Source organism: Thermovirga lienii (assembly GCF_036847465.1).
GTDB lineage: Bacteria > Synergistota > Synergistia > Synergistales > Thermovirgaceae > Thermovirga > Thermovirga lienii.
The window spans coordinates 1-21,409 of record NZ_DAITZW010000030.1 but is presented as its reverse complement, the minus strand read 5'-3'; the positions used below and the strand labels follow the sequence as shown (position 1 = coordinate 21,409).

Annotated in this window: 21 protein-coding genes; 6 read left to right on the top strand and 15 right to left on the bottom strand. The window is 48.5% G+C overall.

Annotated features, from left to right (window positions below; translation table 11 throughout):
* Together V7Z69_RS07870 and V7Z69_RS07865 are read left to right on the top strand one after the other, a co-directional pair.
* On the top strand, positions 1-654 hold a 654-nt coding region (locus tag V7Z69_RS07870; RefSeq protein WP_334139485.1), incomplete at its 5' end, for a phosphoenolpyruvate hydrolase family protein.
* 18 nt (positions 655-672) lie between these two features.
* Positions 673-1,053, top strand: coding sequence for a RidA family protein (locus V7Z69_RS07865; protein ID WP_014163816.1), 381 nt, complete (start codon positions 673-675; stop codon positions 1,051-1,053).
* Between the two features lie 66 nt (positions 1,054-1,119).
* On the opposite strand, the gene V7Z69_RS07860 is transcribed toward V7Z69_RS07865, so the two are convergent.
* Together V7Z69_RS07860 and V7Z69_RS07855 are read right to left on the bottom strand one after the other, a co-directional pair.
* The gene (locus V7Z69_RS07860) at positions 1,120-2,703 is read right to left on the bottom strand and encodes an HD domain-containing phosphohydrolase (RefSeq protein WP_334139484.1); all 1,584 of its coding nucleotides are present in this window, start codon (positions 2,701-2,703) and stop codon (positions 1,120-1,122) included.
* 75 nt (positions 2,704-2,778) lie between these two features.
* The gene (locus tag V7Z69_RS07855) at positions 2,779-3,540 is read right to left on the bottom strand and encodes a fumarylacetoacetate hydrolase family protein (protein WP_334139483.1); all 762 of its coding nucleotides are present in this window, start codon (positions 3,538-3,540) and stop codon (positions 2,779-2,781) included.
* 144 nt (positions 3,541-3,684) lie between these two features.
* Here V7Z69_RS07855 and V7Z69_RS07850 point away from each other — a divergent pair, with 144 nt between their 5' ends.
* Positions 3,685-3,882 (top strand): cold-shock protein, encoded by a 198-nt coding sequence (locus V7Z69_RS07850; protein WP_014163812.1) that lies wholly within the window; start codon positions 3,685-3,687, stop codon positions 3,880-3,882.
* Positions 3,883-3,963: 81 nt separating this feature from the next.
* Here V7Z69_RS07850 and citF read toward each other — a convergent pair whose 3' ends face one another.
* The 9 genes from citF to V7Z69_RS07805 all read right to left on the bottom strand — a co-directional run bounded on the left by citF (position 3,964) and on the right by V7Z69_RS07805 (position 13,953).
* On the bottom strand, positions 3,964-5,556 hold the full coding sequence (gene citF / locus V7Z69_RS07845) for a citrate lyase subunit alpha (protein WP_416376422.1): 1,593 nt from the start codon (positions 5,554-5,556) through the stop codon (positions 3,964-3,966).
* Positions 5,522-6,442, bottom strand: coding sequence for an HpcH/HpaI aldolase/citrate lyase family protein (locus V7Z69_RS07840; protein ID WP_334139482.1), 921 nt, complete (start codon positions 6,440-6,442; stop codon positions 5,522-5,524). The genes citF and V7Z69_RS07840 overlap by 35 nt, the downstream gene beginning before the upstream one ends.
* A complete protein-coding gene (locus V7Z69_RS07835) occupies positions 6,429-6,728 on the bottom strand; it encodes a citrate lyase ACP (RefSeq protein WP_334139481.1) in 300 nt (99 codons plus the stop codon). The genes V7Z69_RS07840 and V7Z69_RS07835 overlap by 14 nt, the downstream gene beginning before the upstream one ends.
* Before the next feature lie 18 nt (positions 6,729-6,746).
* Complete coding sequence (gene icd / locus V7Z69_RS07830; RefSeq protein WP_334139480.1) at positions 6,747-8,009, bottom strand: isocitrate dehydrogenase (NADP(+)); 1,263 nt, start codon at positions 8,007-8,009, stop codon at positions 6,747-6,749.
* 16 nt (positions 8,010-8,025) lie between these two features.
* The gene (locus V7Z69_RS07825; protein ID WP_334139486.1) at positions 8,026-9,969 is read right to left on the bottom strand and encodes an aconitate hydratase; all 1,944 of its coding nucleotides are present in this window, start codon (positions 9,967-9,969) and stop codon (positions 8,026-8,028) included.
* A gap of 133 nt (positions 9,970-10,102) precedes the next feature.
* Complete coding sequence (locus tag V7Z69_RS07820; protein WP_014163806.1) at positions 10,103-11,590, bottom strand: tripartite tricarboxylate transporter permease; 1,488 nt, start codon at positions 11,588-11,590, stop codon at positions 10,103-10,105.
* A gap of 21 nt (positions 11,591-11,611) precedes the next feature.
* Positions 11,612-12,088 (bottom strand): tripartite tricarboxylate transporter TctB family protein, encoded by a 477-nt coding sequence (locus tag V7Z69_RS07815; protein ID WP_334139479.1) that lies wholly within the window; start codon positions 12,086-12,088, stop codon positions 11,612-11,614.
* A gap of 68 nt (positions 12,089-12,156) precedes the next feature.
* Positions 12,157-13,149, bottom strand: a complete 993-nt coding sequence (locus tag V7Z69_RS07810; protein WP_334139478.1) for a Bug family tripartite tricarboxylate transporter substrate binding protein — start codon at positions 13,147-13,149, stop codon at positions 12,157-12,159.
* Between the two features lie 105 nt (positions 13,150-13,254).
* Complete coding sequence (locus tag V7Z69_RS07805) at positions 13,255-13,953, bottom strand: GntR family transcriptional regulator (RefSeq protein WP_014163803.1); 699 nt, start codon at positions 13,951-13,953, stop codon at positions 13,255-13,257.
* A gap of 181 nt (positions 13,954-14,134) precedes the next feature.
* Between V7Z69_RS07805 and V7Z69_RS07800 the strand changes: the two genes are divergently transcribed.
* The 3 genes from V7Z69_RS07800 (at position 14,135) to V7Z69_RS07790 (ending at position 17,029) form a co-directional block, all read left to right on the top strand.
* Positions 14,135-15,685: a carbon-nitrogen hydrolase family protein gene (locus V7Z69_RS07800; protein WP_014163802.1), complete on the top strand. Its 1,551-nt coding sequence runs from the start codon at positions 14,135-14,137 to the stop codon at positions 15,683-15,685.
* Between the two features lie 2 nt (positions 15,686-15,687).
* Positions 15,688-16,641 (top strand): PLP-dependent cysteine synthase family protein, encoded by a 954-nt coding sequence (locus tag V7Z69_RS07795; protein ID WP_014163801.1) that lies wholly within the window; start codon positions 15,688-15,690, stop codon positions 16,639-16,641.
* A 112-nt stretch (positions 16,642-16,753) separates the two neighbouring features.
* Positions 16,754-17,029, top strand: coding sequence for an HU family DNA-binding protein (locus V7Z69_RS07790; protein ID WP_014163800.1), 276 nt, complete (start codon positions 16,754-16,756; stop codon positions 17,027-17,029).
* 57 nt (positions 17,030-17,086) lie between these two features.
* Here the strand turns inward: V7Z69_RS07790 and V7Z69_RS07785 are convergent, their stop codons facing one another.
* The 4 genes from V7Z69_RS07785 to V7Z69_RS07770 form a co-directional block, all read right to left on the bottom strand.
* Positions 17,087-18,340: a M20 family metallo-hydrolase gene (locus V7Z69_RS07785; RefSeq protein ID WP_014163799.1), complete on the bottom strand. Its 1,254-nt coding sequence runs from the start codon at positions 18,338-18,340 to the stop codon at positions 17,087-17,089.
* Between the two features lie 22 nt (positions 18,341-18,362).
* Positions 18,363-18,692: a PqqD family protein gene (locus V7Z69_RS07780; RefSeq protein WP_014163798.1), complete on the bottom strand. Its 330-nt coding sequence runs from the start codon at positions 18,690-18,692 to the stop codon at positions 18,363-18,365.
* Positions 18,685-20,571 (bottom strand): OPT family oligopeptide transporter, encoded by a 1,887-nt coding sequence (locus V7Z69_RS07775; RefSeq protein WP_334139477.1) that lies wholly within the window; start codon positions 20,569-20,571, stop codon positions 18,685-18,687. Before V7Z69_RS07775 ends, V7Z69_RS07780 begins: the two co-directional genes overlap by 8 nt.
* 267 nt (positions 20,572-20,838) lie before the next feature.
* Positions 20,839-21,285 (bottom strand): YbhB/YbcL family Raf kinase inhibitor-like protein, encoded by a 447-nt coding sequence (locus tag V7Z69_RS07770; protein WP_334139476.1) that lies wholly within the window; start codon positions 21,283-21,285, stop codon positions 20,839-20,841.
* Positions 21,286-21,409 lie beyond the last annotated feature (124 nt).

Genomic DNA, 21,409 nt, shown 5'->3' with positions numbered 1-21,409 from the left:
TCGTTGGCAGGGCTTCTGGCATATGGCAATGCCAATGAGATAGTGAAAGAGATGGCCAGGGAGGTCATTCCGGTAGTGAAAAATGTTCCCGTGCTTGCAGGGATAAATGGAACAGATCCCTTTGTGATATGGGACCACTTTCTAGGTGAGCTGGTATCCTTAGGTTTTGCTGGTGTGCAGAACTTCCCAACTGTCGGGCTGATAGATGGTGTGTTCAGACAGAACCTGGAGGAAACGGGCATGGGATATGCTCTTGAAGTTGAGGCCATAAGGAAGGCCCACGAGAAGGGCCTTTTAACCACACCGTATGTGTTCAGTGCCGAGGATGCAGTGGAGATGACCAAGGCCGGAGCGGATATAATAGTGTGCCACATGGGGCTTACCACTAAAGGAAGCATAGGCGCCAAGACGGCCAAGACCCTTGATGAGTGCGTAAAGCTTATAGACGAGTGGGCGGAGGCTGCAAGAAGCGTAAGGGAGGATATAATTGTTTTGTGTCACGGCGGTCCTATAGCTATGCCGGAGGATGCCGACTATGTATTCAAGCGCTGCAAGTACGTTCATGGATTCTATGGTGCCAGCAGCATGGAAAGGCTTCCAACCGAGCAAGCTATAAAGGCCCAGGTGGAGAAGTTCGTAAACTTAAAATTTTAATAAGGAGGAATTGATACGATGAAGAAGATAGTGAAGACAGAGAATGCACCAGCGGCGCTAGGGCCCTACAGTCAGGCAGTAAGGGTGGGTAATTTCCTTTTTGTGTCGGGGCAAGTGCCGCTGGATCCTAAAACCGGAGAAATGGTAGGAAACGATGCTCCAACTCAGGCTGAACAGGTGCTGAAAAATATAAAGGCCATTCTGGAAGCCGAAGGGTACGGTCTTGAGGACGTGGTGAAAGCTACAGTTTTTGCCAAGAACATGGATGATTTCAAGGCAGTGAACGAAGTATATGGTAGATTTTTCACCTCTAACTTCCCAGCCAGAGCTTTTGTGGAAGTCGCAAGGCTTCCTAAGGACGCCTTGGTGGAGATTGAGGTAATAGCGTATAAGGATTAAGAAAAAGATAAGTACGCCAAAGGCAAGAGGGAAAAAATCCTCCCTCTTGCCTTTATTTTTGTGGATTTATAGAGGGAGCCTGCCCTCTTCGAAGAGTTTTATAAAAATCTTGACTACTTCTGGATCGTATTTGGTACCTGCATTTTGCTTGAGCTCTTCAATTGCGTGCTCAATAGAGAAGGCTGCACGGTATGGGCGGTGGGACGACATTGCGTCCACCACGTCCGCCACAGCCACGATCCTTGCGCTCAAGGGAATGTCTTTGCCCTTTAGGCCATGAGGGTAACCGCTTCCATTCATCCTTTCGTGGTGATATAAAGCCACTTCCCATATGGGTAAATCCTCTGATATAGGGCGTAAAATCTCTTCCCCCTTGGTGGTATGGTCTTTAATTAATTGAAACTCCAATTCTGAAAGCTTTCCTGGCTTGCTCAGAAGCTCGGAAGGGATGTATATTTTACCTATGTCGTGGACCAATGCTCCCAGGTATATCTGCTCTGTCTCTTCCTTTCCAAGCCCCATTTCTTTGGCTATGCTTTCTGATATTAGGGCGACCTTCTTCTGGTGGGATGCAGTGTAGGGATCCTTGATTTCTAATATTTTACCCATGGCCTCTATGGTTCTTTTATAGGTTCGATGAAGTTTTTCAAGTGTGCTGATTAGGTTTTGTTGGGTGATTATTTGTTCTGTTATGTCCACTCCGACGGATTGGTATTCTAGTACGTTACCTTGTTCATCGAAAAGTGCTGTGTCAATCCACTTGTGCCACCTCAAGGATCCGTCTTTCAGGCGCATCCGGTATTCGTGGGTTATAGTAGGGTTTGATGGTGTAAGGGACAGGAAATTGGCTATCACTTGTTGTCTTGCTTTCTCGTTCCTTATGATGTTGAATGCGTTTATCCCTAATATTTCATCTTTTTTTATGCCAAAGTATTCACAGTAAGCGTCGTTCACGTATGTAAACTTACCGTCCTTATCAAAACAACAAACTAGAAGGTTTGCGTTGTTCACTATTGTTTCAAGCCTTCGCCCCCTCTTGTAAGCTTGATCTTTCGTCGCGTTAAAGCTTAGAGCACATTCTGCCAGGTTTTTAACGTGTGCAAGTAGCTCTATTTCTTCCCGTTGGAGTCCTTCTTTGGTTCGTTCTATAAAAGAAAAGGCAATGTAGCCTAAAGTGGTTTTGCTTCCCACTTTTGCAACTATTAAGGATTTTGTGTCAGGGGCGAGCAATCTTTTCATGCTTTCTGCATCTTTTTTTGCGAGTCTTGAAAACGCTGAGGTGCTGAATAAGAATATTTCCCCTGCCGATTCTAATTTCTCCATTTGCTCTAAACCCCAGGTGTAGGGGGTTATTTCAACATTCTGTAACCTGCTTTTTTGTGGAGGGACTTCCGAAGCGGTCCATTCGCTTATACACGATACTGTGTTTGTGTGTGTATCGTAAGAAAAAAGATAAGCCCTCCCCGCTCCAAGGAAACGCCCAGTTTTTTCAAGCAGTTCAATCATGGAAGGCTGGAAATCCTTACCGTGTACCATAGCTTGCATTATGCTTGTAACATCTTCAAAAGCCTTCCAGTAATCACTTGACTTGCTCGATACATAAGATCTATAGGGCTTACTGTTTTCGCTGTGGGGCAGGGTCATGCTCATTTATAGGACCTCACTTTACCTAGTTGCCTAAGGTTTTGGCTCAATTTTATCACAAGTTGAAGAATTCCAAACTTTTCAACTGACGAAGTTTATCAGCCTTCCAATTCCTTCTACATAGACCTCCATTACGTCGCCACGTTCTACGGGCCCTATACCTGAAGGGGTTCCTGTTATTATCACGTCTCCTGGGAGTAGGGTCATGACCTGAGATATGTAGCTAACAAGTTCCGGGACGGAGAAGATGAAGTGTCTTGTATTGGAACTTTGAACCACATTGCCGTTTTTGATCATTTGAATATCTAGATTGGACGGGTCTATTTCCATTTCCACCCAAGGGCCATAGGGGCCAAAGGTGTCGAAAGACTTGGATCTGGTCCACTGGCCATCAGAGCTTTGAAGGTCTCTTGCGGTCACGTCGTTGAAGCAGCTGTATCCAAGGATATGATCCATTGCCTCCTTGGGTTCTATGGCCTTGGTGGTCTTGGATATCACTATGGCAAGTTCCGCCTCATAGTCTACCCTTTTGGACATTTCTGGTAGTACCACAGTTTGCTTGTGGCCTATCACGCAGGTGGAGGGCTTGAGAAATAGCAAGGGTTCCTTAGGTATGGGGTATCCTGTTTCCTCTGCGTGATCCCTGTAGTTCAGCCCTACCGCCACGACCTTCGTAGGGCTAGTGGGAGGTAGCCATGATTGGATGTCATCCACTTGGCATAGGAGTTCGCCCATTTTGTGATCTCCAAATATGTTGCCTTCAAGGGCATAGACGTTCTTACCATCGGGGCTTATAGCTTCCTTTACCTTTCCATCAAGCAGAAACCTGAGATATTTTTTCATGTTATCCCCCCTGTTCTGAGTTATTTGCAATGATAGCATGCAAAGTTTGTTGTAGTCCATTGACAAAGGTGCTTGTTTTATATTAATGTTTCCATGTCGATAGTGCACATCGGCGTATTTTTATGTTAGGAGGCAGTATTGGAAATGCAAGGAACAGTCAAGTGGTTCAACGAGTCTAAGGGTTATGGGTTCATCACGAGCGACGAAGGAAACGACGTATTTGTTCATTTCAGCGCGATCCAGATGGATGGCTTTAAGACCCTTAGCGAAGGTCAGAGGGTTGAGTTTGAGGTAGTCCAGGGGGAAAAGGGTCCGCAGGCGGCGAATGTACATAGGGTTTAACATAAATCCAGTTTTCGTTCAGTAATGCAGACCAAAGTTAAGGGGGCGGGAATTCCCGCCCCCTTAACTTTGGTGAAGGCTTCACCTTTTGCGGGCGTATACGGAATCTATCAGGGTGCCATCCCTGTACTCTACGACAGCTACTATCTTTTCTTCGTCAAACTCCGGTGTCTTAGGTTTGCCTGTGAGCCTCTCAACTTCCTCCTTGAGTTTGCCTATGTCCTTCACTGGGAGGTTGGCTTTTAAGGCTCTTTCCAGCAGGTCCTCTCGTCTTGGGTTTATGCATATGCCTCTTTCGGTTACTATCGCGTCTACTGTCTCTCCGGGGGTCACAATGGTTTGCACCCTATCTTTGATCGTTGGGATCCCGCCTCTGAACGAAGGGGCCAAAACTACGGCCAGCTTAGCCCCAGCGGCGGTGTCGCAATGCCCTCCCGATGCTCCCCTTATTATTCCATCGTTGCCTGTGAGGACGTTGACGTTGAAATCTACGTCCACGTCCAGGGCCGCCAGGGCCACCACGTCCAGGAGGTTCACCATGCAATCCACGAAGGGGTTGGCGTACTGGGACTGATCTATCTCAATGTGAAGAGGATTATTGAGTATGGACTCTGTTACGCTTGCATCGAAGCTTTGGACGTCGAAAAGGGCCTCGAACAACCCTTCCCTCAAAAGCTCAACCATGTAGCCACCTATGCCCCCTAATCCGAAGCCACCTTTTATGTTCTTCTCGATCATGTATTCTCTCAAGAAGGATGCAACAGCCAGACTAGCGCCTCCAACTCCGACCTGAAAGGAAAAACCCTCTTCGAGAAGGCCTGAGGCGCATATCAGATCGAAAGCATTTTTAGCTATCCTGAGATCCACCGGGTTTTTAGTGATCCTTGCAGCGCCAGTAGCTATCTTGGTTGAATCGCCGATCTTATCCACTACGACTACTTGATCCACCTGGTTTTGGGGTATGGAGATCTTGGGAACCAGCGGGTAGGGTACTAGGTTGTCAGTTATGGCGATTACATGCCTTGCGTATCTGGCATCCACCATGGCATACCCCAAGGAACCGCAGCCTTCCGGTCCCATTGCTCCCGTGACGTTTCCCTCCCTGTCGGCAGAAGGCGCTGCTATGAATGCCACATCTATGTTGATGGAACCTTCCTCTATGGCTCTAGCCCTGCCGCCGTGACTTCGAATTATCACAGGACACGGAAGCTCTCCATAGGATATGGCCTCTCCTAGCTTGCCTCTAAGTCCTGAGGTAGTGATCCTCGAAATTACTCCGGAACGAATGTGGTCTACCACGCACTGATGGGCGTCTGTGAGAGAGCTGGGGGCCAGGGTCAGGTTTTTTATGCCCATGGAGGCTATTACATCAAGCACCATAGGCAGGACCGCATCGCCGTTTCGGAGGTGGTGGTGGAAGGATATGGTCATGCCGTCGGACAGCCCAGATGCTTCTATGGCCTTTTTAAGGCTCTCTGCCACCTTGTTTCTCCCGGGGAGGTATCCCCTCATGGGGGCAGATGCCCTCTCGCGAATGGGCTTTTTCTCCACGATGGTGAAGGGGCCTTGATAGGGTTCAAAGGCCTTCTCCCAGCCGAAGAGTCTAGTGGGCACTGTTCTTCCCTTGGCGTTCATGATTCTAGACACGGTCACATCGCCCCCCTTGGCTTTCATTTGAGCGAAACTCTGGATATAGTTCGGCCAATTTGAGCAGATGTTCAGCCCTTTTTATTACAGGAGCGTCAACCATGCGCCCATCCACGGAGAACACTCCGATACCCAAAGACAGGGCCCGTTTGGATGATTCAACTATTCTTCTGGCTTTCTGCACTTCCTTGCAGTCGGGCTTGAAGGCGTCATGGATGATCGGTACCTGGGAAGGGTGTATGGCTGCCTTGCCGGTGAAGCCCAGCTCGCAGATCATCTTGCTCTCCTTTTTCAATCCTTCAAGGTCGGATATGTCCGTCCATACGGTGTCGAAAGCCAAGAGGCCAGAGGCTTTCGCCGCTGATACCACACGGGTTCTGGGATAGAATAGTTCGTGCCCCTCTTTGGTCTTCTGGACCCCATAATCTGCCAGAAGATCTTGTCCTCCCAAGGTCAAGGCTTCTACCCTGGGGCTTGCCTGTGCTATTTCGTAAGCTCTTTCCACGCCAAGGGCCGATTCTATCATGGCGTGAATTTTAACCTTCCCTTTGGGGATCCCACATTGGATTTCTATTTCAGTTATCATATCGTCAGCTGCCTTGATGTCCTGCGGTGACTCACATTTGGGGATCCTCAGCGCATCGGGGGCCTTGGGAACCACTGCCCAGAGGTCCTTTTCAAAATATGGAGTATGAGCACCGTTTACCCTTACTACGACCCCGGTATCACTAAAATCCAAAGCTTCAAGGAAAAGAGAAACCAGCTTTCTGGCGGCGTCTTTTTCCGTAGTCGCGACGGCATCCTCCAGGTCTAGTATCACAGAATCTGCGCCAAAGTAAGGGCAGTGCTGGATCATTCCAGGATTGTTGCCAGGGATGTATAGTGCACTTCGATAAATCCTAGCGCCCTTCATGGTCGTTTTCCCCCAGACATCTTTCTATGGCCGTCTCAATACGGGCTCTCATTGTTATGGCTAGGGCCCCGTTGTCTTGTATGGTTACATAAGCCCCCTTGAGTTTGTACTTTAAGACAGTTTCTCTTACAATTTGTTCTGCCCTTTCCCTTAACAGATCTGCCTTGTCAGGCCCTTTGTACTCTATTTCAAGGTGATCCTGTAACGAACAAGTCACCAAGCAATCCGAGGATTCAAGGGTTCCTGACTGAGCAGTAACGCTATTAGGGGTGTCTTTTCGTTCCATTCAACCACTTCCCGTCGATTACATTTTTTCGCATATTGCCTTTGCGAAGCCAGAACAGGATACTTCTTTTGAGCCTTCCATCTGGCGTGCTAGGTCATAGGTCACTATGCCTGATTTTATGGTCTCTTCCATGGCTTTGACCGTCAGTTCTGCTGCTTCGTTCCAACCCAGATGTTGGAGCATCATTACAGCCGAGAGGATCATGGAGCCGGGGTTGACCTTGTCCAGCCCAGCGTATTTGGGAGCAGTGCCGTGAGTGGCCTCAAAGAAAGCTATCTCGTCGTTCATGTTGGCTCCAGGAGCCAGTCCCAGGCCTCCCACCGCCGCTGCCAGAGCATCGGAGAGGTAGTCTCCGTTCAAGTTGGGAGTCACAAGCACATGGTACTCCTCCGGTCTGATCAGTATCTGCTGGAACATTGCGTCAGCAATTCGGTCCTTTATCACTATCTTTCCTGCCGGAACTTCGCCTCTGTGCTCATTGAAAAGTTCTTCCTCCGTTATTACGAAGTCCCTGAATTCCTCCAATGCAGTTTCGTAACACCACTTCCTGAAGGCACCTTCGGTGAACTTCATTATGTTTCCTTTATGTACTATGGTGACGCTCTTTTTGCCGTTATCAATGGCGTATTTCAGAGCCATTCGCATGAGTCTCTTGGTACCAGTTATGGATATGGGCTTTATCCCTATGCCTGAATCTGGCCTTACGCTTTTGCCCATTTCCTTTTCCAAAAAATCTATGACCTTTAAGGCCTCTTTGCTTTCGGCTTCCCATTCTATACCGGCGTAGACGTCCTCTGTGTTCTCTCTAAAGACCACCATGTCTACCTTACTGGGTTCTTTAAGGGGAGAGGGAACTCCTGAAAAGTGCCTCACCGGTCTCACGCAGGCGTAAAGATCCAGTTTTTGTCTGAAGGTTACGTTCAGGCTCCTTATGCCTCCCCCTACAGGTGTGGTGAGGGGGCCTTTTATGGCTATCTTGAAATAGCGGATGGCTTCCATGGTGTCCTCGGGTATCCACTCTCCGAAGAGGTTATAACTTTTCTCTCCGGCGTAAACTTCCCACCAGTGGATCTTATTTGAATCTCCATAGCACTTCTTTACGGCCGTGTCCACTACAAGTTGCATGGCCTTGGTTATGTCTGGCCCTATGCCGTCCCCTTCGATGTAAGGAATAACTGGGAAATTGACGTTAATTTTGCCTTTTTCGTCTCGTTTTATTACCTCTCCCTCAGTGGGATAGTTTATTTTCTGTAGTTTCAATCCTTGAAATTTGCTGGTCATTTCAATCTCCCTCCTCTTAGGCATTGGACTTGTTCTTTTCTTTTATGTAGTTGAGTTTCCCACCCATCTTGACTATCGTGAGGTCCTCCTCAGACAGTGGGCATGTTACGAGGAAGGACCCGTTCTTGGATCTGTTATGCACCTCAAAGGGGCCATCGGTCGTGATGGTGCTAGCGTCTATGTGGAGCACGTCCTGGGGGTCAACCTTTTCGTAGTCCTCAGCCTTATGGAACAACAGAGGGAGAATTCCAAAGTTCACCAAATTTGCAAGGTGGATTCGGGCAAAGCTTTTGGCTATTACCGCCTTGATTCCCAGGTATCGGGGGGCTAAGGCAGCGTGTTCCCTGCTTGAGCCTTGACCGTAATTTTCTCCGCCAACTATGAAGCCTCCGCCTTTTTCCCTCGCTCTATGATAGAACGTTGGATCCAATACCTCAAAGGTGTGCTTGGATATTTCAGGTATGTTGGATCGCAATGGCAGTATCTTGGCGCCTGCAGGCATTATGTGGTCAGTGGTTATGTTGTCCTCTACCTTTATTAGGATCTCCCCTTCGATGCTTTCTGGGAGGGGCGGCATTTCAGGTAGTGGAGCAATGTTGGGACCTCTCCGGATTTCTATTTTTTCTGGTTCGGCAGAGGGAGCTATGATCATGCTGTCGTCTATTATGAACTGCTCAGGCTGCCGGAACTCAAAGGGCTCAATGCCCAGTTTTCGTGGGTCTGTTATCCTGCCGGTTATAGCGGAAGCCGCCGCTACCTCTGGGCTTACAAGGAAGACTTTGCCTGATGCGTGGCCGCACCGCCCAAAGAAGTTGCGGTTTATGGTCCTTAAGGATACTCCTTCCGTCGGTGGTGCAAAACCCATACCTATGCAGGCTCCACAACTTGATTCCAAAATTCTTACTCCTGCTGATATAAGTTCGTCCATGGCGCCACAGGCGCAGCTTTCCAGCATAACCTGCCTACTGCCCGGTGATATCCCTGCGTCCACGGAAGGATGAACTCTTTTGCCCGCTAATATGTGCGCGATGGACAAAATGTCACGCAGAGAGGAGTTGGTGCAAGAGCCAAACATAACTTGGTCGACTTTAATTCCTTCCAGCTCCTCTATGGGGACTACGTTATCCGGCTGAAAAGGTTGGGCTACCATGGGGGTAAGCTCTGATAGGTTTATTTCTATGGTCTCACTCCACGAAGCATCAGCATCGGCCTCCAGGGGAACCCATTGGTGTTCCCTTGCTTGGGCCCTGAGCCACTGCCTGGTCACTTCGTCGCTTGGAAATATAGAGGTCGTGGCGCCTGTTTCTGCACCCATATTGGTTATGGTGGCCCTATCAGGTATGCTCAATGATTTCACTCCAGGCCCGGTGTATTCCAGAACCTTGCCCACCCCGCCTTTGACGGAGATACGGCGAAGCACTTCAAGGATCACGTCCTTGGCGGACACGAAGGGTGGGAGTTCTCCGGCCAAGAGAACCCTTACTATCTTGGGCATCGTTATGGTGAAAGGTTCTCCTGCCATAGCCAAGGCCACGTCCAAACCGCCAGCACCCATGGCTACCATTCCTATGCCGCCGGCTGTGGGAGTATGGGAGTCGCTTCCAAGGAGGGTTTTCCCTGGGGCGGCGAATCGCTCCAAATGGACCTGGTGGCATATGCCATTACCTGGCCTGGAAAAGAGTATGCCGTACTTTGCCGCTATGTCCTGCAGGTAGCGGTGGTCGTCGGGATTTTTAAAATCTCCTTGGATCATGTTGTGATCTACGTAGCTTACCGAGAGTTCCGTCTTTACTTTTGGAAGCCCCATAGCCTCAAATTGAAGGTACGCCATGGTTCCAGTGGCATCCTGGGTCAGGGTCTGGTCAATTTTGACCTTGACTCGTTTCCCTGGGACGAGTTCCCCCGATACAATATGGGACCTTAAGACCTTCTCGAAAACCGTGTAACCCAAACCAACCACCCCCAAATTGTGCAAAATTAACATATAAATTGTGTTATTTTATAGCATAGACAATAAATATATTCCACATTTTAATTAATATTATGCATTATACACGTGGTAACGTTGTTTTTCTTTATCTCGTCAGCTTCATTTAGCTTTTCGCCACTTTCCTTTGCTTGTATATGGAGAACACTATCGAAGCTGCAGCAAGGAGTAGCAGCGTGAGTGATATAGGCTTTTCCACGAAAAACATCAAATCGTTACCTGCAATTGTCATGGCGTTTCTGAAGGATTGCTCTGTGGTACCTCCCAAGATCAGTGCCAGCACAAGGGGTGGTATGGGTATTTCGAGCTTCCAGAACAGGTATCCCGTCAAGGCAAAGACAGATACCAGTATGAAGTCGAAGGAACTGTAATTTAGGAAATAGGTTCCCATGAAGGCCATGCCCAGGATCAAGGGGAGCATTATCCTCTGAGGGATCTTTAGAAGTTGTACCAGAGGAACCGCGAGGGGTAAATTTATGAGTACCAACATAATGTTTCCTATTAGCATGGATGCGATGACTCCCCATGCTATTTCGGGGTGCATCTGGAAGAGTATGGGACCTGGTCTCACTCCCAGCATCATGAGGGCTCCCAGCATGACTGCAGTGGTTCCGCTTCCTGGTATGCCCAGGGTAAGCAGAGGAACGAAAGCTCCGCAGCTTGATGCGTTATTTGCTGCTTCGGGTGCCGCCAACCCTTCTATGGCGCCTTTCCCAAATTTCTCCGGGTGTTTGCTCAATGTCTTTTCAAGGGCATATGACACGAAGGTTGCGACCGTTCCACCCATGCCAGGAAGGACACCGATAAGAAATCCTAGCGGAGAGCTTCTGAGTATTGGTTTTATGGTTTTTTTGAAGTCTTCCCAAGGTACCCAAACCCTTCCTATGCTTTTGGAGTCTATGGTGTAATGGGCGTCTAGGTTGCTATAGTTTTTGAATACCTCAGCTACGGCATAAAGGCCTATCATGGCGACCAGGAAGTCTATTCCGTCTTGCAGCTCTGACACAAAGGTGAACCGCAGTATGCCCGTTTGTGGATCAATCCCTATAGTGCTGAGCATGAACCCGAAGGCCATTGCGATGAACCCTTTTAGCATATTGCCCTGAGACAAGGTGACTGTCGCCGTAAGGGCAAATATCATCAGCGAGAACATCTCTGCTGGGCCAAACTTGAGGGCAGCGTTAGCCACTGGCATGGTCAGGAAGATCAAAAAGATCATTCCTATTATGCCGCCGATGAAGGATGCTATTGCCGATATAGCAAGGGCTTTTCCCGCCTCTCCGTTTTTCGTCATGGGGTACCCGTCGAAGCAGGATACGATTGCTGAGGCATCCCCTGGGGTGTTTATCATTATGGATGCACGGGAACCTCCGAACATAGCTCCATAGTAGATGGCAGCCATGGTTATCAGAGCTGTCGTGGGATTCATGCCGTAACTTATGGGTATCAGGATGGCCACCCCCGTTGCGGGGCCCAGTCCAGGGAGCATACCTATGATTGTCCCTAAAAGGCCGCCTATGAATACCCATGTTATGTTGGTGAGAGTTAAAGCTGCGTCCAGCCCAATGGACAGATTATGAAAGATGCTTTCCATAGCAAATACCTCCTCTTTGTGTTAGAAGGGAAGAAACGATAGCAAGCCCCTTGGCAGGCTAAGCCCAAGCATTATGGCGAAGACCACGTAGGTTACCACGGGAAAGGCAAGGGCTAAAAGTAAATTCTCTAACCACCGCGGGCCGTTAATGAGTCGGGTGACAAGCAGCATGAACAGAGCAGTAGATATTACATATCCCAATGGAACCAGCGCGAAGCCATAGGCTATTCCCAGGAATATGGTAATTCCTATTTTTATATATATGTTCTTGTTTTCCTTCAATCCCAGGTGAAATATTTCTTTGTTGGATTTCTTTTGCCTTAGATCCTTAACTAAAAGAATAAGGCCACACAAAAAGGCCAAGGCGCCTGCCAGAATGGGGAAGAGTTTCGGGCCAATGTTATCTCCCATGGCAGTTTCGGGCAGTCGCAAAGTAGCCAAGAGGTATATGCTGCTTATGATTATCGCCATAAGTCCTGAAATCTCGTTTTTAGTCACCGCATTTTCCTCCTTTAAAACCTGGAGAGGGTATGAGGACCCTCTCCAGGTCGATGCTCTTTTTGAGTTTACTGTTTGATCAACCCAACCCTTGTCAGAAGGTCTTTTATCTCTTTTTCCTGTTCCTCTAGGTAAGCCTTGTACTCTGCTGCGTTCTGGTAGAACTGGTCCCAACCCAGGTTCTTTAGGGACTCTTTCCAGGTCTTGCTTTCTACCATCTTCTTGAGGGTTGAATCCCAGAAAGCGACTTGTTCATCGGAAAGGCCAGGGGCGGCCATGATGCCCCGCCAGTGGGGGAACACTAAATCTACTCCCTGTTCCTTGTAGGTGGGAACATCAGGGAGTATGTCCAGGCGTTCTGGGGAGGATACGCCCAAGAGCTTCAAGTTGCCGGCTTTTACTTGCTCTAGCGTCTCTCCAAGGCTTATGGTTATGGCTTTTATGTGGCCTCCCAGGAGCGCTGGAATCTGGCCAGCTGCGGTCTCAGGATAGACCACGAACTTGACGGTAGCTGGATCTACTCCGTATTTTTTGGCCAGCATCAAAAACTGGATGTGGTCGTCGTTGCCAAGGGTAGGGCCAACGCCTATGGGCATGTCGTCGGGGTTAGTCTTCAAAGCTTCGAAGAAGCTCTTGAGGTCGGAGTAGGGAGCATCGCTCTTTACCGCTATGGTCTCCCATTCGGCCTGCAAGTTTGCCAGAACGGTGAAATCCCTGAAAGTTAACTTGCTTTTACCAAGCAAGTTATTCAGGAGGATCAAACTGGAGTTGACTGCAAGGTATTCTCCTTTACCTTTTTTGCCCTTTAGGTACGTCCAGCCAGTGGATCCGCCGCCGCCAGGCATGTTGGTGACGATGATGGGCTGGTCCACAAGTTTTTCTTCCTCAAGAGCCTTTTTCACCACGCGCGCAAGAGTGTCCCAACCGCCACCAGGTCCCGCAGGAGCCACTATCTCTATGGGCCTGGTGGGTTTCCACGCAGCGCTCGCCACTCCAACTAGGGATAACATGAAAGCTGAAATCAAAATCAACGAAACCAATTTCTTGAAATTACCCTTCATAACTTCGCCCTCCCTTTTTGTTTTTTGTTCCTTGTCTATTTTTCCAGGTACTTGCTTTTTGCATCACTCCCTTCCGGTTGATGTTTGATTTATTCAAAAATGAAACTAAAGGTTATTCGACGGTTCTTCCTTTGTTTGGGGGAATTCTATGGTAAGGGTCTTTATGGCGTTTTCAAGATGTTCTTTTACCAGTCGTTCTGCCTTGTCAGCGTCTCGTTCTGATACTGCCTCGAGTATCTGGCCATGCTCTTTCAAGGCTTGAACTTTTCTCAAGGATCTGCTGAAGGACAGGGATCTAAGTCTGCTTAAATACTCGTGGTACGTGGTGATAAGACTGAGTAGTCGGGGCATGTTGGAAGGGGCCACTATGGCCTCGTTGAATTTTTGGGAAAGAGCGGAAAGTTTGTTGTCGTCGCCTTTTTCGAATGCATCTTCCATTTGTGCGTAAAGCTTTTTTAGCTCTGCTAACTCTTCGTCAGTGATGTTCTTGCAAACTGCTCTTATGGCAACGGCTTCCAGCGCCTGCCTTATGGAGTAGATCTCTATTATGTCCTCCTTGGACAATCCTTTCACGAAAAGTCCCTTGCGGGGGATCCTTTCCACAAGTCCTTCTGACTCAAGCATGCGTAAAGCTTCCCTTACAGGGGTGCGGCTGACCTTCAACTTTTCGGCGAGCTCGCTTTCGACCAGCTTGTCGCCGTCTTTGAGTTCCCGGCGGAAGATGGCCTCTCGTAAAGTTTCGTAGACTATGACCCTTACTGGTACGTAAGTCTCCTCAGGAATGGCTTTCAGCACGGAATCCATCAACTTTCCCCTCCGTTTCGGATGCGCGTATCCTTACATACAAGGATACAATGTCTGTCAATTTTGTCAATCCCGGATTAGTGCGTCGTGTGTTTGTGAGATTGTCGTGTTAAATTGGTGTAACTAGAGCCTTTGATTTATAATTACTGGGAAAATAAAGGGCTTTGGAGGTTTTGTGCTTATGGGCAATAGAGAAAAAGATCATTCCACGCTAAATCTAAGGACTCTTCGAGTTGAGGACTACGAAGATATAAGGAAGATAATGGATCTTATATACCCCGACATGGGGGGAGCGTGGACGAAAAAACAGTTTGAGAGCATGGTGGAAAGGTTTCCTGAGGGGCAACTTGGCATAGAGTATGAGGGGCACGTGGTGGCGGCAGCCCTTTCTTTGATCATCGATTCCACTGTATATGGAGATCGTCACACTTACAAGCAGATAGTGGGGGATGGAACTCTTAAAAATCATGATCCGGACGGAGATTATCTCTACGGCATAGATGTCTTTGTGCACCCTGACTACAGGGATATGCGCCTTGGTCGGAGGTTGTACGATGCAAGAAAGGAGCTTTGCGAGACCCTAAACCTAAAAGGGATAATCATAGGGGGCCGAATCCCCGGGTATGCCAAGTATGCTTCGTCCATGAAGCCTGGAGAGTACGTTAGGATGGTCGAAAACAGGGAGATAACCGATCCAGTTCTAACTTTTCAGCTGAGCAATGACTTTCATGTCAAGCGGATAGTACCAGGTTACTGGCCAGCGGACACCAAGTCCAAGGGATACGGAGTTATCTTGGAGTGGCATAACATATACTACGAGGAAAAGAAAAGCCTTATAAAAAGGGTCAAGACCTATGTTCGCCTGGGTGTGGTCCAGTGGCAGATGCGACTCTTTGCGTCTTTTGACGATTTCATGCAGCAGGTGGAGTTTTTCGTGGATGCTGTCTCGGGTTACAAGGCCGACCTGGTTCTGTTTCCTGAGCTTTTCAACGTTCCCCTGATAGCCCACTATGACCAGAAGGATCCCGCTGAGGCCATGCGTCTTCTGGCCCAGTACACCGAACCTATGAGAGAGGCCCTCGTAAAGATGGCATTGAGCTACAACATAAACATAGTCTCCGGAAGCGTGCCAGAATATAAGGACGGAGCCCTCTACAACGTGTGTTTCCTGTGTAGAAGGGACGGAACATGGGATAAGCAGTACAAACTCCACATAACTCCAGATGAGTACATGACCTGGGGGCTGCAGGGAGGAGACGAACTCAAGGTATTTGACACCGATGTGGGGAAGATAGGCATATTGGTGTGCTACGACGTTGAGTTCCCAGAGCTTCCTAGGATACTGGCTGACATGGGAATGACGATCCTTTTGGTGCCTTATTGGACCGACACCAGGAACGGTTACCTCAGGGTGCGTCATTGCGCCCAAGCCAGGGCCATAGAGAACGAGTGTTACGTGGCCATAACGGGCAGCGTTGGAAATATTCCCAAAGTGGAGAACATGGATATTCAGTACTCCCAATCCGCCATCCTTACCCCAGCCGATTTTGCTTTTCCCCATGATGCCGTTGCGGCGGAAGCCACTCCCAATACGGAGATGGCATTGATAGCCGACCTCGACATAGATTTGATAAAGGAACTCAGGACCTCTGGAAGCGTAAGAAGCTTACAGAGCCGAAGGGACGATCTTTACAAGGTTCAATGGCTGAAAAAAGGAGGAAGGAGGGGATAGGCATGTTGTACGAAAGCGTTTTGGGAGCCATAGGCAACACGCCCGTGGTGAAGCTTTCCAGGCTTTGTAAGGCTTGGGAACTAGAAGGACAGCTTTTTGCAAAGTTGGAAAACCTAAATCCTGGCTATAGCAAGAAGGACAGGATAGCTTTAAGTATAATCGAAGAGGCAGAGGCCTCGGGGATGCTTTCGCCGGGACAGCCAGTAGTGGAACTTACTAGTGGCAATACAGGTACTGGCCTTGCCATTGTTTGCGCTGTTAAGGGTTATCCCTTTGTGGCTGTCATGTCCAAGGGTAACTCAATGGAGAGGGCCAGGATGATGAAGGCTCTGGGGGCGGAGGTGGTCTTGGTAGATCAGGCACCTGGCTCCATTCCGGGGCAGGTCTCTGGGGAGGATTTGGCTTTGGTCGAGGCCAAAACGCAGGAGATAGTAAACGAGTTAGGGGCCTTCAGAGCGGATCAGTTTGTGCTTGAGGCCAATGCAAAGGCTCATGAGCTTCATACGGGAGAGGAACTGTGGCAGGACCTTGATGGCCAAATAGATGCCTTCGTGGATTTCGTGGGCACTGCAGGTACCTTTGTTGGATGTGCAAGAGCTCTCAAAAAACACGACCCAGGCATAAGGTGTTACCTAATCGAGCCAGCTTCAGCCCCTTATCTTGCCGGAGGTGAGATTAGAAACCCTAACCATAAGATACAGGGAGGGGGATACTGCAGAGATTTGCCTCTTTTGGATCCTTCCCTTGTGGATGAGTACTTGACGGTGACCGATGACGAGGCCATTGAAGGAGCAAGGGCCTTGGCGGAGATAGAAGGTATTTTTGGAGGATTCTCAACAGGCGCTCACGTTTTCGCCGCTGCTCGTCTCCTGCGAGGGAAAGAAAAGGGGAACAATATCGCGTTTTTAGTCTGTGACTCAGGCCTGAAATATTTGAGCACTGATCTTTACGTGTGAAGAGGAACTCTAAGGATAAGTGTGCCTAACCTCTTGAAAATAGATGGTTGCAGAAATGAGGCGAAGCTGTAATAATCATCACGCCGATTAGCTGTTGAAAGGAGGGAAAACTTTGAATAAGACCGAACTTATTCAGATTGTTGCCAAGAAGACTGGACTGAGCAACAAAAAAGCAGCAGAGAGCGTGGGGGCTTTATTTGAGGAGATAGCTTCTTCCTTGGCAAAAGGGGAGAAGGTTCAGCTGGCGGGTTTTGGAACCTTCGAGGTTAGGGAGAGAGCGGCCAGAGAGGGCAGGAACCCACAGGATCCCAGTAAGACGATAAGCATTCCTGCTAGGAAAGTGCCAGCTTTCAAGCCGGCCAAGGCCCTTAAAGACAAGGTTTCATAGTGTAGTTTTTATCCTAAGTAGAAATTATAGAAATTAAAGGTGGGGGTACCCCCACCTTTAATTTATGGCTAGATAGGCTATTGTTTTTGCGTCCTCGACGATGTTTGAAATCTTTGCATATTCATTGGGTTGGTGGGCCATCTCGTCCAAGGTCGCCCACACCACGGCAGGAATGCCCAGCTTTCTGAAGTGGGCCGCGAAGGTTCCGCCACCTATTCCCCCTATCTTGGGATTCGTGCCCCGCAGATTAATTAAAGCCTCTTTGAGAGATTGGACAATCTTGGAGTTTGGATCCGTTGGTATGGGAGCATCCAGCCTCTGAAGCACTTCAAAGTGAATCTCGGGAAGGTTTTCATCCTGGAATTCTTTCTTTAGTTCTTCCGCTATGTTATGGGCGTCTGCGAGGATATCGTCTATCTTGTAGTTAGGTAGAACCCTGCAGTCGAAGATGAAAGTATGTTCTCCTGGCACAATGTTTGGTGAGTCCGCTGGATTGGATGCCATAGTGGGTTCAAAGGTTGAGATGGCGGGTTCGAAAAGTTCATCTTTTGCGTTGTATTTTTCGTGAAAGGCCTTGTCTAGCTTGTAGGCGAGGTTCAGCGCTATTCTATGGGCATTCATGCCCTTTTGTGGCATGCTTGCATGGACCTGTTTGCCCACCACCTTGATCCTCAACCATAGTATGCTCTTTTCCGCTACCTCTATAAAGGAGCCGTCGACGTTGCCTCCGTCAGGCACTATAACTAGGTCATCTTTCCTGAAGAGCTCTGAGTGGTTTTCCATTAGCCATTTCAGGCCTTTTTCGCTTCCTGTCTCCTCATCGCTCACGAAGGCGAGCACCACAGTCTTTTTGGGGCGCAAACCAAGGTTCATCAGCGCTTTTACAGCATATAGAGATGAGACGATGCTTTGGCCGTTGTCTTCGCTCCCCCTGCCGTAGATTTTGTCGTCCTTGATCAAAGGCGTGAAGGGGTCAGTTATGGTCCATTTCTCCAAATCTCCTGGCGGGACGACGTCGAGGTGGGACAACACCCACAACCTGGAGCTTTCATCGTGGTCTTTCCCATAATAGTATGCCAGGATGTTGGGTCTTACTCCATTTTTTGCCCTTTCGTCGGGAGCATCGTAGCGCTCGATCTTGTCAAAAGGCCAGTCTTTTATTATTTCAAGCAACTTCTCTGCTTTGTCGTATTCTCCTTCGTAACCGTAATTAGGGCTTATGGCGGGAATTTTTATCATCTCTGCCAGTGTTTCCAGCATGGCCCCCTTCAAGTTTTCGACTTCGCCGTAAACATTCTCAAATCTTTCCATTTTTAGCACCACCTTTTCGTGTCTATTTTAGCTCCAGAAGGTGCCTTTTTTTAAGCTCAAGTAGAAAGTATATTAATCTCTCATACAGAGGTTCTGCTGAGTCTCCGTAGATATTACGCACTTCTTCTCCTATTTCCCGTACGGTTTTTTCTCCATCGCACAGCCGCCATACGAAGGCTCCTAGGTCATCCAATTTCAATCTACGATACCTTCCATGGCGTCTAATGGCTAAAAAGTCAAAGAGGGAGTCCATAGGGACTAAAAGGACTGGACTCCCCTCTTCTTCATCAAGCTTGATTGTTTCGTTTCTTATTGGCACAAGGTTAAGGTAGATCTCAAGTTTATCAGGCATTATTTTTACTACCGGTTTTGAATAGCCAGGCGATTATGGCTGCTATGAGCGCTATGCCTATGAGGTCGTTGCTGAAGCCGATGGATGGAACTTTGCCAAGGACGATTAGTGCCGCGAACATAATACCCATCAGTGCCTCTCCGGCGATCAATCCCGCTGCTGCGAGAACTCCCGGATCTGCAAGGTCTTCCCCTGAACCGTTACCTTTGGCCTTGTTAACGGCGTATTTGACCAGCCCACCCAAGAAGATGGGGACGCCAAGGCTCAAGGGGAGATATATACCAACGGCTACAGGCATTACAGGAGTTCTAAACTTAGCTTTCTTGGAAGCGAGTATCTCGTCGATGATTATCAGAGCGACCGCTATACCTGCTCCAAAGAAGACCATCTTCCACTCAAGGGAGCCTTTGAACACCCCTTCTGTGACCTTTGCCATAAGGAAGGCTTGAGGTGCTGCCAGGGCCCCTTCTTTTGCCGTCGCAGTTCCGGCGATTCCATAGGCCTGTATGAGAAGGTTAAGAACGGGGCACATCACCAAGGCTGCGAAAAATGTTCCAACGATCTCGAAAACCTGCTGTCTTTTGGGTGTTGCCCCCACCAAGTGCCCAGTGGCCAAATCCTGCATGGTGTCTCCGGCTATGGCGGCAGCGGAGCATATTACTGCAGCTACCAAGATCGTGGCTTCCATGCCCTCTGATCCTTCCATGCCTATCGCCTTGAGCAACAGTGCGGTGAAAAGAAGGCTCATTATCGTTATTCCAGATACGGGGTTATTGGATGAACCTACGACTCCCGCGAGGTAACCAGCAATGGCGCTTCCGAAAAATCCTACTATGAGCATTATTACTGCCAAGGCGGCGGCTACGCCCATGGAGCCTATAACATGAGTGTAAAGGAAGAAGAGCGGAATTATGAAGGCCGCTATTAGAACGAGGACTACGTTCATGGGCATGTCCTCTTCAGTCCTAAGGAGGGTCTTGCCGCTTTGCCTATGTCTTGCAGCTTCTAGGCCGGCTTTGATGCCTTTTGATATAGGTGATCTTAGCTTAAGCAAGCTGAAAAGTCCTCCCACAACCATAGCTCCAACGCCCATGTATCGTATCTTTGTGCTCCAGATCGTCCATGCCAAGTCCAACGCTCCTAATCCATCGGGATTACCTGTGCTGGCTACATAAATAGGTATGGCTATAAACCAAGCTATGACGCCGCCAAGAAACACCAAGAAGCCTATGTTGAGGCCCACTATGTATCCTACGCTTACCAGAGCAACCGACAAGTCGCTACCGAAGTAGAGCACCTTGGATCCCAACATTTTGGCCGTCTCTATTGTGCTTGACCAAAGTCCTGCACTTCCTAGGAACTTAAAGAGTCCACCAAATAAACCGCCGTAGAATATGGGCTTAGCATGGCTTCCTCCCTTATCTCCTGCTATGAGTACTTCAGCACACGCCGTGCCTTCAGGATATGGGAGCTTCTCCTCCGATATGAAGGCTCTTCTCAGTGCGATGGTGAAAAGAACCCCTAGGGAGCCCCCCAGAGCTGAAATGATGGTTACCAACCAATAGGGGAATTGAGTATATTTGCCCATGACTATCAGGGCGGGGAAGGTGAATATTACGCCCGCTGCAAGGGATTCACCTGCGGAAGCTGCAGTTTGAACCATGTTGTTCTCAAGGATGTTCTTGTCCTTGAAGGCCATTAGAATGGCCATGGATATGACCGCTGCAGGAATACTAGCAGAAACGGTCATCCCAGCGAACATTCCCAGGTACGCATTGGCGGCGCCCATTATGGCTGCCAAAAGAATACCTATGACGAAGGCTTTTACGGTGTACTCAGGCATAGATTTTTCTGCTGGCACGTAAGATTTGATATCCATATTCGATAATATCCCCCTTTTTGATTCATCAACTTGATGTAGAGCTGCAAGAACAATATAAATGTATGCTTAATTATCCCCCCTTTTAAATTATACATTGAAATTTTTGTAATCAGACCGGCAGAATATTCTAATATAGTTGGTTTATTTTTTCAAGAAAAATGGGGAGAATATCTAATGTGTTAATTGTTAATTGAAGTGGGGGAAGGGTGGAATACTGAGAGTTTGGCCAGGCCAGGGAAAAATCCCTGGCCTACTAGATGGCTCTTATCTTTCATAAATGCCCATGTATTCTGCTTCTCTTATTATGTGATCCTTCATAGCCTTTTCCAGGTTGGAGCGAGACGAACCCTTCTTGAGGTTGAGTGATGGGGCATCGATGGCATAGAGCTTGAAAAAGTACCTGTGAGGTCCATGTCCTCTAGGTGGGCAAGGTCCTCCGTATCCAATCTTCCCAAAATCGTTTCTTCCAGGGGTGCCTTCCTGCGTGCCCTCTTCGAGGAACCTTTTGTCTTTAGGGATATCCCATAGTATCCAGTGGGTGAAAGTGCCTGATGGCGCATCTGGATCGTCGACGATGAGCACAAAACTTTCGGTTCCTTCTGGAGGATCTTCCCACGCAATGGGAGGAGAAACGTCTTCTCCCTCGCATGTGTACTTTGATGGTATTTTGCTGCCGTACTCAAAGGCTCTTATCTTCAATCTGAAATCCATGGAATCTTTACCTCCTTTCTCTGCTGGCCATGCTAGCGTTCCAAGAAAGAAGCTTGCTAAGAGAACTGTTAGGATGAGAAAAGTTTTGGTGCTTTTGCCGGAGTTCAAATTTTCCCACCTCCTT

Excerpts from the sequence above, each read along its gene's own strand:
- V7Z69_RS07865 (WP_014163816.1), top strand. The coding sequence starts at position 673 with ATGAAGAAGATAGTGAAGACAGAGAATGCACCAGCGGCGCTAGGGCCC.
- V7Z69_RS07860 (WP_334139484.1), bottom strand. The coding sequence starts at position 2,703 with ATGAGCATGACCCTGCCCCACAGCGAAAACAGTAAGCCCTATAGATCT.
- V7Z69_RS07855 (WP_334139483.1), bottom strand. The coding sequence starts at position 3,540 with ATGAAAAAATATCTCAGGTTTCTGCTTGATGGAAAGGTAAAGGAAGCT.
- V7Z69_RS07850 (WP_014163812.1), top strand. The coding sequence starts at position 3,685 with ATGCAAGGAACAGTCAAGTGGTTCAACGAGTCTAAGGGTTATGGGTTC.
- citF (WP_416376422.1), bottom strand. The coding sequence starts at position 5,556 with ATGAAAGCCAAGGGGGGCGATGTGACCGTGTCTAGAATCATGAACGCC.
- V7Z69_RS07840 (WP_334139482.1), bottom strand. The coding sequence starts at position 6,442 with ATGAAGGGCGCTAGGATTTATCGAAGTGCACTATACATCCCTGGCAAC.
- V7Z69_RS07835 (WP_334139481.1), bottom strand. The coding sequence starts at position 6,728 with ATGGAACGAAAAGACACCCCTAATAGCGTTACTGCTCAGTCAGGAACC.
- icd (WP_334139480.1), bottom strand. The coding sequence starts at position 8,009 with ATGACCAGCAAATTTCAAGGATTGAAACTACAGAAAATAAACTATCCC.
- V7Z69_RS07820 (WP_014163806.1), bottom strand. The coding sequence starts at position 11,590 with ATGGAAAGCATCTTTCATAATCTGTCCATTGGGCTGGACGCAGCTTTA.
- V7Z69_RS07810 (WP_334139478.1), bottom strand. The coding sequence starts at position 13,149 with ATGAAGGGTAATTTCAAGAAATTGGTTTCGTTGATTTTGATTTCAGCT.
- V7Z69_RS07805 (WP_014163803.1), bottom strand. The coding sequence starts at position 13,953 with ATGGATTCCGTGCTGAAAGCCATTCCTGAGGAGACTTACGTACCAGTA.
- V7Z69_RS07800 (WP_014163802.1), top strand. The coding sequence starts at position 14,135 with ATGGGCAATAGAGAAAAAGATCATTCCACGCTAAATCTAAGGACTCTT.
- V7Z69_RS07795 (WP_014163801.1), top strand. The coding sequence starts at position 15,688 with ATGTTGTACGAAAGCGTTTTGGGAGCCATAGGCAACACGCCCGTGGTG.
- V7Z69_RS07785 (WP_014163799.1), bottom strand. The coding sequence starts at position 18,340 with ATGGAAAGATTTGAGAATGTTTACGGCGAAGTCGAAAACTTGAAGGGG.
- V7Z69_RS07780 (WP_014163798.1), bottom strand. The coding sequence starts at position 18,692 with ATGCCTGATAAACTTGAGATCTACCTTAACCTTGTGCCAATAAGAAAC.
- V7Z69_RS07775 (WP_334139477.1), bottom strand. The coding sequence starts at position 20,571 with ATGGATATCAAATCTTACGTGCCAGCAGAAAAATCTATGCCTGAGTAC.
- V7Z69_RS07770 (WP_334139476.1), bottom strand. The coding sequence starts at position 21,285 with ATGGATTTCAGATTGAAGATAAGAGCCTTTGAGTACGGCAGCAAAATA.